Annotated in this window: 16 protein-coding genes; 8 read left to right on the forward strand and 8 right to left on the reverse strand. The window is 68.4% G+C overall.

Features of this window, described 5'->3' with window-relative positions; genetic code table 11:
* Positions 1-14 precede the first annotated feature (14 nt).
* From ACFOWB_RS00115 to ACFOWB_RS00140, 6 genes are all read left to right on the forward strand, one after another.
* The gene (locus tag ACFOWB_RS00115; protein ID WP_261401929.1) at positions 15-929 is read left to right on the forward strand and encodes a sterol desaturase family protein; all 915 of its coding nucleotides are present in this window, start codon (positions 15-17) and stop codon (positions 927-929) included.
* A complete protein-coding gene (locus ACFOWB_RS00120) occupies positions 926-1,237 on the forward strand; it encodes a hypothetical protein (RefSeq protein ID WP_378144999.1) in 312 nt (103 codons plus the stop codon). The genes ACFOWB_RS00115 and ACFOWB_RS00120 overlap by 4 nt, the downstream gene beginning before the upstream one ends.
* Positions 1,238-1,427: 190 nt before the next feature.
* A complete protein-coding gene (locus ACFOWB_RS00125; protein ID WP_261401927.1) occupies positions 1,428-2,039 on the forward strand; it encodes an SH3 domain-containing protein in 612 nt (203 codons plus the stop codon).
* A 55-nt stretch (positions 2,040-2,094) separates the two neighbouring features.
* Positions 2,095-2,361, forward strand: coding sequence for a cysteine rich repeat-containing protein (locus tag ACFOWB_RS00130; protein WP_378145001.1), 267 nt, complete (start codon positions 2,095-2,097; stop codon positions 2,359-2,361).
* 73 nt (positions 2,362-2,434) lie between these two features.
* Entirely contained in the window at positions 2,435-3,622 is a 1,188-nt protein-coding gene (locus tag ACFOWB_RS00135; RefSeq protein WP_261401925.1) for an efflux RND transporter periplasmic adaptor subunit, read from the forward strand.
* A gap of 12 nt (positions 3,623-3,634) precedes the next feature.
* Complete coding sequence (locus ACFOWB_RS00140) at positions 3,635-6,784, forward strand: efflux RND transporter permease subunit (protein WP_261401924.1); 3,150 nt, start codon at positions 3,635-3,637, stop codon at positions 6,782-6,784.
* Between the two features lie 13 nt (positions 6,785-6,797).
* Here the strand turns inward: ACFOWB_RS00140 and ACFOWB_RS00145 are convergent, their stop codons facing one another.
* From ACFOWB_RS00145 to ACFOWB_RS00180, 8 genes are all read right to left on the reverse strand, one after another.
* Entirely contained in the window at positions 6,798-7,526 is a 729-nt protein-coding gene (locus ACFOWB_RS00145; protein WP_261401923.1) for an amino acid ABC transporter ATP-binding protein, read from the reverse strand.
* Positions 7,504-8,163: an amino acid ABC transporter permease gene (locus tag ACFOWB_RS00150; protein ID WP_261401922.1), complete on the reverse strand. Its 660-nt coding sequence runs from the start codon at positions 8,161-8,163 to the stop codon at positions 7,504-7,506. Before ACFOWB_RS00150 ends, ACFOWB_RS00145 begins: the two co-directional genes overlap by 23 nt.
* Entirely contained in the window at positions 8,160-8,834 is a 675-nt protein-coding gene (locus tag ACFOWB_RS00155; protein WP_261401921.1) for an amino acid ABC transporter permease, read from the reverse strand. The genes ACFOWB_RS00150 and ACFOWB_RS00155 overlap by 4 nt, the downstream gene beginning before the upstream one ends.
* 34 nt (positions 8,835-8,868) lie before the next feature.
* A complete protein-coding gene (locus tag ACFOWB_RS00160) occupies positions 8,869-9,606 on the reverse strand; it encodes a transporter substrate-binding domain-containing protein (protein ID WP_378145047.1) in 738 nt (245 codons plus the stop codon).
* Positions 9,607-9,953: 347 nt separating this feature from the next.
* Positions 9,954-10,448 (reverse strand): ureidoglycolate lyase, encoded by a 495-nt coding sequence (locus tag ACFOWB_RS00165; RefSeq protein WP_261401919.1) that lies wholly within the window; start codon positions 10,446-10,448, stop codon positions 9,954-9,956.
* Complete coding sequence (gene alc / locus ACFOWB_RS00170; protein ID WP_261401918.1) at positions 10,445-11,446, reverse strand: allantoicase; 1,002 nt, start codon at positions 11,444-11,446, stop codon at positions 10,445-10,447. Before alc ends, ACFOWB_RS00165 begins: the two co-directional genes overlap by 4 nt.
* 109 nt (positions 11,447-11,555) lie before the next feature.
* The gene (locus ACFOWB_RS00175; protein WP_378145008.1) at positions 11,556-13,013 is read right to left on the reverse strand and encodes an NCS1 family nucleobase:cation symporter-1; all 1,458 of its coding nucleotides are present in this window, start codon (positions 13,011-13,013) and stop codon (positions 11,556-11,558) included.
* Positions 13,014-13,160: 147 nt separating this feature from the next.
* Positions 13,161-13,913, reverse strand: a complete 753-nt coding sequence (locus ACFOWB_RS00180) for an aspartate/glutamate racemase family protein (RefSeq protein ID WP_378145010.1) — start codon at positions 13,911-13,913, stop codon at positions 13,161-13,163.
* A gap of 111 nt (positions 13,914-14,024) precedes the next feature.
* Here ACFOWB_RS00180 and ACFOWB_RS00185 point away from each other — a divergent pair, with 111 nt between their 5' ends.
* Together ACFOWB_RS00185 and puuE are read left to right on the forward strand one after the other, a co-directional pair.
* Entirely contained in the window at positions 14,025-14,693 is a 669-nt protein-coding gene (locus ACFOWB_RS00185) for a TetR/AcrR family transcriptional regulator (protein WP_261401916.1), read from the forward strand.
* A 7-nt stretch (positions 14,694-14,700) separates the two neighbouring features.
* Complete coding sequence (gene puuE, locus ACFOWB_RS00190) at positions 14,701-15,615, forward strand: allantoinase PuuE (protein ID WP_261401915.1); 915 nt, start codon at positions 14,701-14,703, stop codon at positions 15,613-15,615.

Genomic DNA, 15,615 nt, shown 5'->3' on the forward strand with positions numbered 1-15,615 from the left:
TCTCGGAGACTCCGATGTCCGACTCCATCGTCATGGCGATGGATCCGGCGGTGCGCGCCACGATCTTCGGCGCGGCCGTCGGCTTCATGGCCCTCGAATACGGCGCGAGCCGCCTCGCCCATCGCCACGAGGAGACCCACGACCTCGCCGAAACGGCGGCCTCGTTCGGGGTCGCGCTCGGCCAGAACGTCGTGCGCCTCGTCGAGGCCGGCCTCGTGGCCGCGCCGTTCGCGCTGCTCTACGAACACCGGCTGTTCGAGATCGACGCGGCGACGCCGCTCGGGCTGCTGGCGCTCTTTCTCGCCGTCGAGTTCGCCTATTACTGGCGCCACCGCGCCTCGCACCGCATCCGCTGGATGTGGGCGACGCATTCGGTCCACCACTCGGCCACCAAGCTCAACCTCACCGCGGCGGTCCGGCTCGGCTGGACCGGCGCGATCTCGGGGACCTTCCTGTTCTTCGCGCCGCTCGCGCTGATCGGCTTCCACCCGATCGCGATCGTCGCGACGCTCGGCGCGAACCTCCTCTACCAGTTCTTCGTCCATTCCGAGCTCGCGCCGAGGCTCGGGCCGCTCGAATGGGTTCTCAACACGCCGACGCATCACCGGGTGCACCACGCCTCGAACGCGTCGTGCCTCGACAAGAACTACGGCGGCCTCCTGATCGTGTTCGACCGGCTGTTCGGCACCTTCGCGGCGCCGCCTGCAGAACCGCTCCGCTACGGCCTCGTGGGCGGAACGCGGAGCCTCAATCCGGTCCGGATCGCGCTCGGCGAATGGGCCGCGATGTTCGCCGACGCGCGCCGCGCCCGCACGCTGAAGGGCCGCCTCCGCGCTCTGTTCGCGCCGCCCGGCGCCGTGATCGAGCCCGACGCGCCGCCGGCCCTCCCGTCCCCGAACCGTCCCGCCATCGAGGAGACGCGCGCATGAGCGAGGTCGTCCGCCTGTCCGCCCGCATCGTCGGGGCGCTGCTGCTGTCCTTCTCCCTGATGCTGCCGACGATCGTCGGCGCGCTCTCGGACCCTGCGTCGCCTCGGCAGGCCGAACTCGTCTGCCCCGACGAAAGCGACCCTCAGACCGACCCCGACACCGAAGACTTCGCGCCGCGGATCGACACCGTCGCGGCGTGCATCGAGCTCCTGCCGGAAGAGACGACGCCCGAAGACGACCCTCAGGCCGCTTCCGCGCACGAGACCCGCATGGCGGCGAACGACCGCCTGCGGGAGGAGGCGCCGTGATCCCCCGCCACGCCGCCTCCCATCGACGAGGGCCTTAGACCCGCCCTCCTCCGCGCGCCTCGCCGGCGGTTCCCCCCACCTCGGCCGGCGAGGCGCCGGAGATCTCTCGAGACGCAAGCTTTTCCGGACGCCCGGCTTCGGCGCGCCCGCCCCCGAGACGCGCTTGACGCCCAAGCCCAGGAGACCTCGCATGAAAGCCCTCGCCTTTTCGGCGGCCCTCGCCGCGCTTGCCCTCCCCTCGCTCGCTCCGTCGTCGGCGCAAGCCGCGACCGGCGCCGTCTCGGTCGCAAGCGTCAACCTGCGGGCCGGGCCGAGCTCGAACTATCCCGTAGTCGCGCTGCTTCCCTCCCGCGCGCCGCTCACGCTCTTTGGCTGCAACGCCGCGACCACCTGGTGCGACGTGTCGTGGGACGGCGAGCGCGGCTGGGTCTCGGCGACCTATGTCAGCGTGACCTATCGCGGCTCCGCCACGGTGGTGTCGCCCGTGATCGCGCCCGCCGTCGGCGTCACGGTCGTCGGCTTCTCCCACGCCTACTGGAACGCCCACTATGTGGGCCGCCCCTGGTACGGCCACTGGGGCCGCCATCACCACCACGTCCGCCCGCACCATCCGCACCGCGTGAAAGCGGCAGGCGGCTGCGCGCGCGGTCGGTGCGGCGGCGTTGTCGCCGGCCCGCGCCGAGTCGCCGCCGGCGGCTGCGGCCCGCGCGGCTGCGCCGGCGGCGTGATCCGCCGCCCGCACGCCGGCGTCCGCGCCGGCCACGGGTTCCGGTCCGCCCACGCCGGCTTCCGTCGGCGCTGAGCGGCGCCCCCCTCCTCGCCCTCCGGCGACCAACACCCCGAAAAGGAGAACTCCCATGCTTCAGCTTCGCATCGCCCCCGCCTTCGCGCTCGCGGTCATGAGCCTGCCCGTGCTCACCCTCGCGGCCTCGGCGCAGACCCTCTCGATGGCCGACCGCAAGGAGCTGCGCCAGGCCTGCGGGCCCGAGATCAAGCAGCTCTGCGCCGGGATCGCGCCCGGCGGCGGGCGGATCATGGAGTGCGTGAAGTCCAAGAAGGACCAGCTCTCCGAGACCTGCACGGCCGCGCTCGCAAAGGCCAAGGACCAGAAGCAGCAGAACTGAACCACGACGGGCGCGGGCGGCCGACGACCGGCCGCCCGCGCCTTTTTTCCAACGGCGACCACGGACCAGACCGATGCGGACGAGAGCCTTCACGCCTTTGGCCTGCGCCTTTGCGGCCGCGACCCTGCTCGCGGCCTGCAAGGACGAAAGCAAGGCGCCGCCCGCCCCCAAGGTCGCGGTCGTCGCGCAGCCGAAGCCCGTCACGGCGACGCGCTATCTCTACGAGACCGGCGTCGCCAAGGCTGTGAACCGGGTCGATCTGATCGCGCGGGTTTCCGGCTTCCTGAAGTCCATCGACTACAAGGACGGGGCGGAGGTCAAAGCCGGCCAGCGCCTGTTCCTGATCGAGCCCGAGCTCTACGAGGCTCAGGTCCAGCAGGCCGAGGCGAGCCTCGCGCAGTCAGGCGCCACGTTCGACAACGCCCAGCGCGCGCTCGACCGGCAGCGCCAGCTGCTGAAGACCAGCGCGACTCCCGAGGTAAATGTCGACAACGCCCAGAATTCGCTGGAGTCCGCCAGGGGCCAGCGCGCAGCGGCCGACGCTTCGCTGGTGCAGGCGCGCCTTAACCTCAGCTACGCGACCGTCGTCGCCCCCTTCGACGGCGCCGTCTCCGAACACAAGGCCGACGTCGGTGCGCTGGTGGGCTCGGGCGGCGTCACGACGCTCGCGACCATCGTCCAGCTCGATCCGATCCATGTGACCTTCTCGATCTCCGACGCCGACCTGCTGCGGATCCGCAGGCAGGCCCGCGAACGGGGACTGACGCGCAAGGACATCGCCTCCGTGCCGATCGAGATCGGCGTGAAGGGCGACGACGGCTACCCGATCAAGGGCCGGCTCGACTACGCCGCGCCCGAGACCTCCGCGGACACCGGCACGCTGTCGGTGCGCGCCGTGTTCGAAAACGCCGACCGCGCCCTGCTGCCGGACCTGTTCGTGCGCGTGCGCATCCCCGTCGAGACCGTGAAGGACGCGCTGCTCGTGCCCCCTTCGGCGATCGGGACCGACCAGCAGGGCCGCTACGTGCTCGTCGTGACCGAAAAGGGCGTCGTCGAGCGCCGCTCGGTCTCTCTGATCGAGCGCGACGGCGAGCTCCAGCAGGTGCGCGGCGCGCTCATGACCACCGACTGGGTCATCCAGAACGTCGCCTCCGGCCCGAGGCCCGGCGACGCCGTCGACCGGCGCGAGGCGGCGACGCAGGCCAGGGAACAGTTCCGGCAGGCGGCCGGCTCGACAAGCCCCTCCGTCCAAACCCGCTGACGAGCAGGACCGATGTTCGCAAAGTTCTTCATCGAGCGCCCGGTGCTCGCCAACGTCATCGCGCTGCTGACGATCCTCATCGGCGCGATCGCGTTCCTGAAGCTCCCCGTCGCGCAATATCCCGACGTCACGCCCCCGACCGTACAGGTGACGGCGCGCTATCCGGGCGCAAGCGCCAAGACGCTGGTCGACACAGTTGCGCTGCCGATCGAGCGGCAGGTCAACGGCGCGCCCGGGATGCTCTACATGCAGTCGACGAACGCGAGCGACGGCGCCTACACGCTCACCGTCACGTTCGAGATCGGGACCGACGCCGACAAGGCCGAGACGCTGGTGAAGAGCCGCGTCGACGCCGCCACCGCGCAGCTGCCGAGCGCGGTGCAGACGCAAGGGGTCAACGTCCGCAAGCGCTCGACCGCGATCCTCGCCTTCGTGACGCTGTCGTCGGAGGATCCGGCCAAGGACAGCCTGTTCCTGTCGAATTACGCCTCGATCAACCTGCGCGACCCGATCGCGCGCGTTCCCGGCGTCGGCGACGTCTCGGTGTTCGGCGCGGGCGAATACGCCATGCGCGTCTGGCTCGATCCGGACCGCCTGCAGGCCCGCGGCCTCAAGCCCTCCGACGTCGTCTCGGCGATCCAGGCCTCAAGCCAGACGGTTCCGGGCGGTCAGGTCGGCATGCCGCCCGCCCCGACAGGCCAGGGCTTCCAGACCGTCATCGACGTCTCCGGCCGGCTCGACCAGGTCGGCCAGTTCGAGGACGTGATCGTCAAGTCGAACGCCGAAGACGGGTCGACGACGCGCGTGCGCGACGTCGCCCGCGTGGAGCTCGGCTCGAAGACCTACGCGCAGGTGTTCCGCATGAACGGGCGGCCATCCGCCGCGCTCGCGATCAGCCAGCTGCCGGAGGCGAACGCGCTCGAGACCGCCGACCGGGTCGAGGCGCGCATGGCGGAGCTTTCGAAGTCGTTCCCGCCGGGCCTCACATACGAGATCCCGTTCAACACCTCGGCCTTCGTCGACGCCGCCGTGCGCGACGTCTACAAGACGCTGATCGAGGCCTGCGTGATCGTCTTCGTGGTCATCCTGCTCTTTTTGCAGGACTTGCGCGCCGTGCTGGTGCCCGCCACCACGGTGCCGGTGACGATCATCGGCGCCTTCGCGGCGATGGCCGCGCTCGGCTTCACCATCAACATGTCGACGCTGTTCGCGCTGGTGCTCGCGATCGGCATCGTGGTCGACGACGCGATCGTCATCGTCGAGGGCGCGGCGCGCCATCTGGAGAAGGGTCTTCCGGGGCCGCAGGCGGCCGAGAAGGCCATGGACGAGCTGTTCGGCCCCATCATGGGCGTGACGCTCGTGCTGATCGCCGTGTTCCTGCCGGCCGCGTTCCTGCCGGGCCTCACCGGCCAGCTCTACCAGCAGTTCGCGCTCGTGATCGCCGCGACCGCGATCATCAGCGCGATCAACGCCGTGACGCTCAAACCCGTGCAGGCCGCGCTCTGGATGCGCCCGCCGAAGCCGCTCGCGCGGCGCAACCTCGCATTCCGCCTGTTCGACCGCGGTTTCTCGACATTCGAGGGCGGCTACGTCCGGCTGCTGGAGCGCGCGCTGCGGGTCAAATATCTGGTCGCGGCCGCAGCCGTGGCGATCCTCGCGCTCGGCGTCGCAGGGCTCAATCGCGTGCCCGCCGGCTTCCTGCCGATCGAGGATCAGGGCTATCTCATCGCCGCCGTCCAGCTGCCGGCCGGCGCCTCGCTCGAGCGCACCGACAAGGCGCTCGCCGACGTCGATGCGCGGCTCAAAGGCCAGCCGGGCGTCGCGAACGTCATCACGGTGGCGGGCGTCTCGCCATTCGACGGCAACGCCTCTCTGCCGAACGCCGGCGTCGCCTACGTCATGCTGACGCCCTGGGACGAGCGCGGCGAGAACGAGGACCTGCTGCCGCTCTTTCAGGGGATCTCGAAGACGCTCTCGGCGCTGCCCGACGGGCTCGCGGTCGTGGTTCCGCCGCCCTCCATCCAGGGCGTCGGAAACACCGGCGGCTTCACCATGATGGTGGAGCTCACCGACGGCTCCTCCGACTTCGGCCGCCTCTCCGAGGTCGCCCGCGCGATCGCGAACCGCGCGCTCGCCGACGGACGGCTCCAGGCCGCTCAGGTGACGTCGAATTTCGACGCGCCCCAGCTCGGCGTCTCGATCGACCGCGCCAAGGCCGTCAGGCTCGGCGTCTCGGTCAACGACGCCTTCGAGGCGCTCTCAGGCTATCTCGGCTCGGCCTACGTCAACCAGTTCACGCAGTTCGGCCAGGTGTTCCAGGTCTATGTCCAGGCCGAAGGCTCGCTGCGCGGCCTGAGCGAGGCGGTGTCGCGGCTCAAGGTCCCGAACGCATCGGGCGACTCCGTGCCCTTGAGCGCGCTCGCGAGCGTGAAGGAGACCACCGGCCCGTCGCTGATCTCGCTCTACAATCTCCGTCCCGCGGCGACGATCGTCGGGCGCCCGCAGGCCGACGTCTCGTCCGGCGAGGCGTTGACGATGCTCGACCGCGCGGCGGCCGAGACCCTGCCCGCCGGAACCGCCGCCGAATGGACCGGCGTCTCCTATCAGGAGCGGCTCGCGGGCGGGCAGGTCTATGTCGCGTTCGGCCTCGCGCTGCTGCTCGTCTATTTCGTGCTCGCCGGCCAGTACGGCAGCTGGATCGCGCCGATGCCCGTCATCGTCTCGGCGCCGCTCGCGCTCTGCGGCACGGTCGCGACGCTGCTCGCGCTCGGGCTCCAGAACACGCTCTATACCCAGATCGGGCTGGTGCTGCTGATCGCGCTCGCGGCCAAGAACGCGATCCTGATCGTCGAATACGCCCGCGAGCTTCGGGCGAAGGAGGGCCGGCCGCTGGTCGAGGCGGCGCTGACCGCCGGGCGGCTGCGCTTCCGGCCGATCCTGATGACGTCGATCGCCTTCATCCTCGGCATGATCCCGCTGGTGCTCGCCGACGGCGCCGGCGCCAACGCCTCGAAGTCGATCGGCGTCTCGGTCGTCAGCGGCATGGCGGTCTCGACCGCGCTGTCGGTCTTCGTCGTCCCGGCGCTGTTCGTGATCTTCCAGCAGATCGAGGAGCGTCTCGCCGCGCGCAAGCCCTCGCCGGCTCAGGCCCGCGAAGCGTGATCGCCGACGCGCCTCAGTGCGTCTGCCCGAGGAACTGTCGGAGCTCGGGCGTCTTCGGGTTTCCGAACACCTCTCCGGGCGGGCCGATTTCGTGCACGCGGCCGAGATGCATGAAGACGACGCGCGAGCAGACGTCACGGGCGAAGCGCATCTCGTGGGTGACCATCAGCAGCGTCATGCCTTCGGAGGCGAGCTCCTTCACGACCGCCAGAACCTCCTGCACGAGCTCGGGGTCGAGCGCCGAGGTGATCTCGTCGCAGAGCAGCGCCACCGGCTGCATGGCGAGCGCACGAGCGATCGCGACGCGCTGCTGCTGGCCGCCGGAGAGCTGGTCGGGATAGGCGTCGAACTTGTGGCCGAGCCCGACGCGGTCGAGCATCTTCTTCGCCATCTCCTCGGCTTGCGGCTTCGGCGTCTTCTTCACCACCATCTGGGAGAGCATGACGTTCTGCCCCGCGGTCTTGTGCGGGAACAGATTGAAGCCCTGGAAGATCATGCCGACCTTGAGGCGCAGCGCCTTGAGGTGAAGCTCGTCCGTCGCGAGCTGCGCGCCCGCGACCTGAATCGAGCCGGCGTTGATGGTCTCGAGCCCGTTGATGCAGCGCAGAAGCGTCGACTTGCCCGAGCCCGACTTGCCGATGATGGCGATGACCTCGCCCGGCTCGACGTTCAGGTCGATGCCCTTGAGGACCTCGTTGTCGCCGAAGCTCTTGCGGACCTCAGTGATCTCGATGAGCGACATTGAGCTTCCTCTCGAGGAACTGGCTGGACTTCGACAGCGGGAAGCACAGCGCGAAATAGATCAGCGCGACGAAGCCGTAGACCGTGAAGGGCATGAAGGTGGCGTTGGTCAGCACCTGGCCGGCCTTTGCGAGCTCGGTGAAGCCGATGATCGAGGTGAGCGAGGTGCCCTTCACGACCTGCACCGAGAAGCCGACCGTCGGCGGGATCGCGATGGTGAGCGCCTGCGGCAGGATCACGTGGCGCATCTGCTCGAAGCGCCCCATGCCGAGGCTCGCCGACGCCTCCCACTGCCCCTTCGGGATCGACTCCACGCAGCCGCGCCAGATCTCGGCAAGGAAGGAGGCGGTCCACAGGATGAGCGCGACGCTCGCCGCGAGCCATGCCGGGACCTCGACGCCGAGCAGCGACAGGCCGAAGAACGACAGGAACAGCTGCATCAGCAGCGGCGTGCCCTGAAAGAGCTCGATGTAGCCGCCGGCGAAGACGCGCGCGGCCTTCTGCTTCGAGATGCGGAGGAACAGGATGACGAGTCCGACCGTCGCGCCGCCCGCGAAGGCGACGAGCGACAGCACGATCGTCCAGCGCGCCGCCAGCAGCAGGTTGCGCACGATGTCCCAGGTGGAGAATTCCATCATCGGGCGGCGCTCCTCTTCGGGAACAGCACCCAGCCGACGCCCTTCAGCAGTTGCCGGAGCAGAATCGCCAGCGCGAGGTAGATCAGCGTCGCGACGATGTAGGTCTCAAACGCACGGAAGGTGCGCGACTGGATGAAGTCCGCCGCGTAGGAGATGTCTTCCGCCGCGATCTGCGAGACGACCGCCGAACCCAGCATCACGATGACGATCTGCGAGGAGAGCGCCGGCCAGATGCGCTGGAGCGCAGGGATCAGCACCACGTGCCGGAAGGTCTCGATCCGGCTGAGCCCCAGGCTCCAGCCGGCCTCGAACTGGCCCTTGGTCGTCGCCTGGATGCCGGCGCGCACGATCTCGCAGCCATAGGCCCCGAGATTGATGATCATCGCGAGCAGCGCGGCCTGCGTCTCGCCCATCTGGACGCCGAGCGACGGCAGGCCGAAGAAGATGAAGAACAGCTGGATCAGGAACGGCGTGTTCCGGATCAGCTCGACATAGGCGCCGACGATCGGCCGCGCCCATTTGGGGCCGAGCGCCCTCACCCAGGCGCAGAAGATCCCGAGCGCGACGCCGAAGGTCGCGCCGACGAGGATCAGCCAGACGGTGAGCCAGAGCCCCTTGAGCAGGACGCCGGAATACTCCCCGATCCAGCTGTAGTCGAAAACATAACCCACTGGCGGCCCCCCGGTCGCGACGCGTCGACGGTCGTCAGAGGTCCTTCGGCAGGTCGGTCTTCAGCCACTTCTGGGCGATGGCGTTCATCGTCCCGTCGGCCTTGGCGGCAGCGATGATCTCGTCGACCTTGGCCTTGAGGTTCGGCTGATCCTTGTTCATGCCCACGAAGCAGGGCGAGTTCTTGATGAGGAACTTCAGCAGCGGCTTCTTCGGCGGGTTCTTCTCGATGATGGCGGCGGCCACGACGTTGCCGGTCGCCACCACCTGCACCTGGCCCGACAGGAAGGCCGAGATGGTGCCGTTGTTGTTGTCGTAGCGCTTCACGGTGGCGTCGGCAGGGATGATCTTGGTGAGCTCCAGATCCTCGACCGAGCCGCGCGTGACCCCGACGGTCTTGCCCGAAAGATCCTCGACCTTGGTGACCGCGACGTTGTCGGGCGCGAACACGCCGTTGAAGAACGGGGCGTAGGCGGTCGAGAAATCGATGACCTTCTCGCGGTCCGGGTTCTTGCCGAGGCTCGAGATGACGAGGTCGACCTTGTTGGTCTGCAGGAACGGGATGCGGTTGGCGCTCGTCACCGGCGTCAGCTCGATCTTCACACCGAGTTTCTCGGCGATGAGCTTGGCGACGTCGATGTCATAGCCCTGCGGGGTCATGTCGAGCCCGACGCTGCCGAACGGCGGAAAGTCCTGCGGCACCGCGACCCGAAGCGTCCCGCGCGTGGTGATGTCGGCGAGTTCGGCGCGAGCGCTATGCGGCGCGCCGACCATCACGGCGGCGAGAGCTGCGAAGGCTGCGACAACGGCGCGACGGGTCAGGAACGGCATGATCGGTCTCCGGGCCCGGATCTCCGCCCGGGCGACGAAACCGATCACGCAAGAGGCGTACCAGCGGATATTTGCGCAGCCGGACGGTGAGTAGGGTGACGGAGCGCGCATGCCGATCGCGCAGGCGCCTAAGATTTCATCTGGCGGACTTCGGCTGCACCCAACGCCTCGTCATGCCCCGGCTCGTCCGGGGCATCCACTGGTCCGACGCATGTCGGTCAGCGATCTGGCGTCGATGCCCCCGGACAAGCCAAGGCGCGGGCATGGCGGCGGCGGTGGTGGTTCGGATTCTACAGCGCGATCTTGAACGCCTCGAACCGGACCTCCTCGAGGTTCGCGCCCGGCCCCTCGCGGTCGGCCACGAGAAAACTCTGCGCCTCGACGAGGATCAGCACCGGGAAGTGCCAGACGCCGGCGCCGTAGTTCACGCCCTGCCGCCCGCTCGCGCGAAAGCAGCGCAGCGTCGCAAGGTCGGGCGCGTCCCCGCCCTCGGCCACCACCAGGAGCCAGTCGTGCTCGGAGAGCGGAAAGAACGCCTGGCTCGCCAGCGGATGGCGCTCCAGCATGTCGATCACGATCGGAGACGGCCGGCGGGTCGCGTCGAAGATCGAGAGGATCGCGCGCCCGCCCTCGCCCGGCTCGACGGTCGCCAGCGCATGGCGGCGGAGCGCGAACCCGTCATTGATGACGCGCGTCTGCGCCCCTTGAGTCTCGATCACCTCGCCAAACGGCGCGAAGGCCGCCTTGGTCAAAGGCTCTGGGACAAGAGCGCGGGATGCGCTCATGCGAGGCGGCCGAAGAGCCTCAGGCGCGAGACGCCGCCATCCGGAAAAATGTTGAAGCGCACGTGGCTCACGGGCCCGAGCGCCGAGATGTCGCCGCCCGAGAACGAATGGATGGCGTCGGCCGAGAGCTTCTGGGGCGTCATCAGCTCCGGCCAGAACATCGACTGGGTGATGAGCGCCTGATGCGCGCCCTGCTCGACGCGCGCGGCCTGGATCGAACAACGGTCGGGGAAGTTGCCTTTGAAATGCGCGGTGTCGACCTCGATGCGCTCGATGACGCCGGGGTCGGCGAGCGCGACGATCATCCAGTCGTTGCCAGGCTCCCGGCGCCGGCGGGTCTCCCAGCCGTCGCCCATATTGGTTCCGCGGCCCGCCGCCAGCATGCGCTGGACGTTGCCGTAATGGGCGTCGTTGTATGCGATGACGCGGCCGCCGTTCTTGGCGGCCGAAAGCTCGATCTCGCCGCCGCGCTCGGCCTCGGTCCATTCGCGGAACGGCACGCCGTGGACGCGCAGCCGCGCGACGCCGCCGTCCGGGAAGATCGACAGCTTCAACCAGTTGACCGGCTCGGGGTCGGCGACGCCGACATAATGATGGGCGCTGGGCCCGAGCGGCGTGGTGCGCACCAGCGGGCGCCAGCGGCCGTTCGGGTCGGGCTCGGTCAGGCTGAAGCAGCCCTCCAGCATCGCGGCCGGCGGGTAGTTGCCGGTGAAGTGCGAGGTGTCGATGTCGACGCCCTTCACCACGCCGGGGACGCCGAGCTTGATCAGCAGCCAGTCGTTGCCGCCGTCGCGGCGCCGGCGGGTCTCCCAGCCGTCCATCCACTTGCCGTGGTCGTCGAACGCCTCCGGCAGAAAGACGGCGGGCTGATCCTGCAGGATACGGGCCTTGTCGGCGAAGAACTCGTCGGAGACCACCACGGCCTCGGCGCCCATCAGCGGCGAGGCGAGGTTGACGTAGTCGTAGATGAAATCGGGGGCGGACGGATCGCGGAGCATCGAGGTCTGGCGGTTCGTGGGGAGACGCCGCGCCTATCACGTGGCGCGCCGGCCTGTCGAGGCTCGGGCCGGCGGAGACTGCACGTCTCCGCCGAACCTCATGCCGACGTCAGACCTCGAACCCCCGCTTGGCGAGGTTGTAGTAGACCAGCCCGCCGAGCGCCGCGCCAAGCAGCCAGGCGTAGCCCGACAGGACGGAGAGGAACGGAATCCACACCGTCGCGATCGCGAACACCGCGCCGATCCCGAAAGCGATCATGGCGGCGTCGTTCCAGCCCTTGCGGTAGTGGTACCGGCCTCCCTGAAGATTGTAGAGGTCGTCGCGCTCCAGCTTCTGTTTCCGCAGCAAGTAGTAGTCCGCCATCATGATCCCGTAGACCGGCGCGAGGGTCGCGCCGAGGGTGTTGACGAAGCCCGAGATGCCGAACTCGCTGATGAACGATGTCCAGAAGCCGCCGATCACCAGCGCGAAGGCCGACGTGATCATTCCGGCCATGCGGAAGCTGATCTTGGACGGCGCGAGGTTCGCGATGCCGTTCACCGAGGGGATGAAGTTCGCCACCAGATTGATGCCGACAGTCGCGGCGAAGAAGGTGATGGCGGCGATGATGCTCAAGGTGACGCTGTTGGTCTTCTCCACGATCACCGTCGGATTGGTGATCGCCTCGCCATAGACCACCGCCGCGCCCGCGGTCGTCAGCAGGGCGAGCGCCGAGAACAGGATCATGTTGAACGGCAGGCCGGCAAGGTTGCCGAGCATCATGGCGCGCTTGTCCTTGGCGTAGCGCGAGAAGTCCGAGAAGTTCAGCAGCACCGCGGCGAAGTAAGAGATCATCGTCCCGATGATGGCGATGAAGCCGGAGAACTCGGTCCAGGCGGTCGCGTTCGGATTGGCGAAGATCGTCTGCGCCTTGGAGAGAAGCTGCCCGTCGGCCTCGATCCAGAGCACGACCACGAGGCCGATCATCACAACGTAGACGAAGGGGCCGGCGATGTTGAGGAAGGTCTCGACCCATCCCATGCCGCGCCAGAAGATAAAGATGTGGAAGGCCCAGACGACGAAGAAGCTGAACCAGTCGATGGCGGTCATGCCGAGGAGCTTCGCGCCGCCGGCGCCGCCGAAGACGGAGTAGATCAGCAGCGCGAGCGCGGTCGAGGCGAAATAGACCTGCACGCCATACCAAAACACGGCCACGATCGCGCGCAGGAGCGCCGGGAGCTTGGCGCCCTGCGTGCCTTTGCTGGCGCGCGCCAGCACCGGATAAGGAATGCCGTAGCGCTCGCCGGCGGCTCCAGAGAGGTTCACGAGAACCATCACCAGAAGGCCCGCCACGATCAGCGCCGCGAAAGCGGTCCAGCCGCTCACCCCGTAGGAGATGAGCAGCGAGGCCACCAGCGAGTAGCCGAACAGCGACTGGATGTCGTTCGCCCAGATGTTGAAGATGGCGAACCAGCCCCAGCTCTTCTCCTCGCTCGTGACCGGACTGAGGGTGTTGGAGCCGTGGGCGGAGCCGCTCGAAACGGGCGCCGCCGGGCCGCCGGCGCCGATGACCTGTGCGTCAGTCAAATTCCTGCCCCCTCTGTTCCGGCGGCGCTCGCCGCGCGCTTGAAAGACGAAGGCCACGGAGCAACCCGCATGCCAAAGCTGACCGGTCGCTCAATTTTTTTGAACGACCGGTCAAGATTGTAGCCGGGGGGAACGCCTGCGCAACTGTCAGAAAGGCGTGCGCGCCTTCGGCAGCGGATGGGCGAGATCGCCATATTTCGAGGTCTTCAGCCCGAGGCTCACCAGCGCCTCGGCGAACTTCACCGCCGCGCCGACGCCGTCGATGACCGGCGCGCCGAACTCCCTGCTCAAATCCTCGGCGAGATCGGCCATGCCTGCGCAGCCGAGCACCAGCGCGCCGACGTGGTCTTCCTCGAGCGCGCGGCGGCATTCGGCGACCAGCAGGCCGCGCGTGTTGGAGGCCGGATCGTCGAGCTCGAGCACCGCGACGTCGACCGCGCGGACGCGCCGGCAGGCCCGCTCGGCCCCGTAGACGAGCGCGAGATGCTCGGCGATCACCTTGGTGCGGGTGAGCGTCGTCACCACGCTGAAATGGGTCGAGACGAAGCTCGCGGCCCGGAACGCGGCCTCCGCGATGCCGATCACCGGGCCGGTCGCGATTTCGCGGGCGGCGAGCAGGCCGGGATCGCCGAAACAGGCGAGCACATGCGCGTCGCAGCCTTGCGCCTCGCCCTCCGCCACCGCCTTCAGCACGCCGACCGCCGACAGCGCCTCGTCATAATGGCCTTCGATCGAGGCCGCGCCGAAGGCCGAGGTGCGGCCGACGATCTCGACGCCGGGGCCGGCCGCCCGCCGCGCGGCGCCGACGATGACCTCGGTCATCGACGCCGTGGTGTTGGGGTTGATGACGTTGACGCGACATTTGCGCGTCGCCCCCACGCTCGTCGTCGGTTCGGCCAAGCTCTTCTCTCCCTTCAACAATCGGTCAGGCGCCTTTCGGGATGCGAGGTCCTACTCGTACGGCGTCCAAAAGCTGATATTCAAGCGGCGGACTTTCTCCGCCGAACGCCGATGACCGCGCAAGACAAGCTCTTCCAGATCCGCCTCGCGCCCCGCCGCGCCAAGCGCCCGACCCATGAGATCAACGTCGAGGACAAGATCCTGGACGCGGCCGAATTCGTGTTCGGCAATTTCGGGCTGCGCGGCGCGACCACGGCGCTGATCGCCAAGAGGGCCGGCGTCGCCAAGGCGCATCTCTATTATTATTTCGAGGACAAGGAGGATCTCTACCGGGCGATCCTCGAGCGCGCGATGAACAGATGGGCGCGCGACATCGACACTCTCGGCGCGTCCGGAGACCTGCGCGAGGTGCTGCGCGACTACATTCACCGCAAGGTGGATTTCTCGCGCGACAATCCTTCCCTGTCGCGGATCTACGCCAACGAGATCATCTCCGGCGCGCCTTTCATCGGCGAGTTCATCGAGAAGGTCTCGACGCCGCTGCTGCTCGAAAAGGTCAAGGCCGTCGAGGAGTGGCGGAGCCTTGGCCTCATCAAGCCGATCAGCGCCGTCGACCTGTTCTTCTGCATCTGGGCGATGACGCAGGCCTATGCGGACTTCTCCTCCCAGATGGAGATCATGAAGACGCGCCGCCGGCTCGAGGAGCCCGATTACGACGCCGCCAAGGCCACCATCACGCAGCTCGTGTTCGGCGGGCTCGGCCTGCCGCTCGACGAGTGAGTTCGCGATGACGACGCCGGCCTATCCCCGCGACCTGATCGGCTACGGCCCGCAGCCGCCGCGCATTCGCTGGCCGGGCGACGCCCGCGTCGCCGTCCAGTTCGTGCTGAACTACGAGGAGGGCGGGGAGAATTCGGTGCTGCATGGCGACGCGGCTTCCGAGACGTTCCTTTCCGAGATCGTCGGGGCCCTGCCCTATCCGGGCGCGCGGCACATGAGCATGGAGTCGCTCTACGAATACGGCTCGCGCGTCGGCGTGTGGCGGCTGCTGTCGCTGTTTCGCGAACGGCGCATGCCCATCACTGTGTTCGCCGTCGCCATGGCGCTCGAGCGCAATCCGCGCGTCGCCGAGGTCGCGCTCCGGGACGGCCACGAGATCTGTTCGCACGGGCTTCGCTGGTTCAACTATCACGGCGTGCCCGAGGACGTTGAGCGCGAGCACATGGAGCGCGCGATCGAGATCCAGACCCGGATCTGCGGCGAGCGCCCGCTCGGCTGGTACACCGGCCGCACCAGCGTCAACACGCGCCGCCTCGTCGCCGAGGAAGGCGGCTTCGTCTACGACGCCGACGACTACAGCGACGACCTGCCGTTCTGGAGCCGCGTCGTCGACCGGCCGCACCTCGTGGTGCCCTACACGCTCGACGCCAACGACATGCGCTTCGTGACGCCCCAGGGCTTCAACACGGGCGAGCACTTCTTCCACTACCTGCGAGACAGCTTCGACGCGCTCTACGCCGAAGGCGAGACGACGCCCCGCATGATGTCGATCGGGCTGCATTGCCGGCTGATCGGCAAGCCCGGGCGGATCGGAGGGCTCGCGAAGTTCCTCGACCACGTCGCCGCGCATGAGAAGGCGTGGGTCGCCCGGCGCATCGACATCGCTCGCTCCTTCGCCTCGCAGGCGCCCCCGCCCGCATAA

Origin of the sequence: Chenggangzhangella methanolivorans, assembly GCF_042648545.1 — a bacterium.
In the GTDB taxonomy this organism is placed as follows: Bacteria; Pseudomonadota; Alphaproteobacteria; order Rhizobiales; family Methylopilaceae; genus Methylopila; species Methylopila methanolivorans.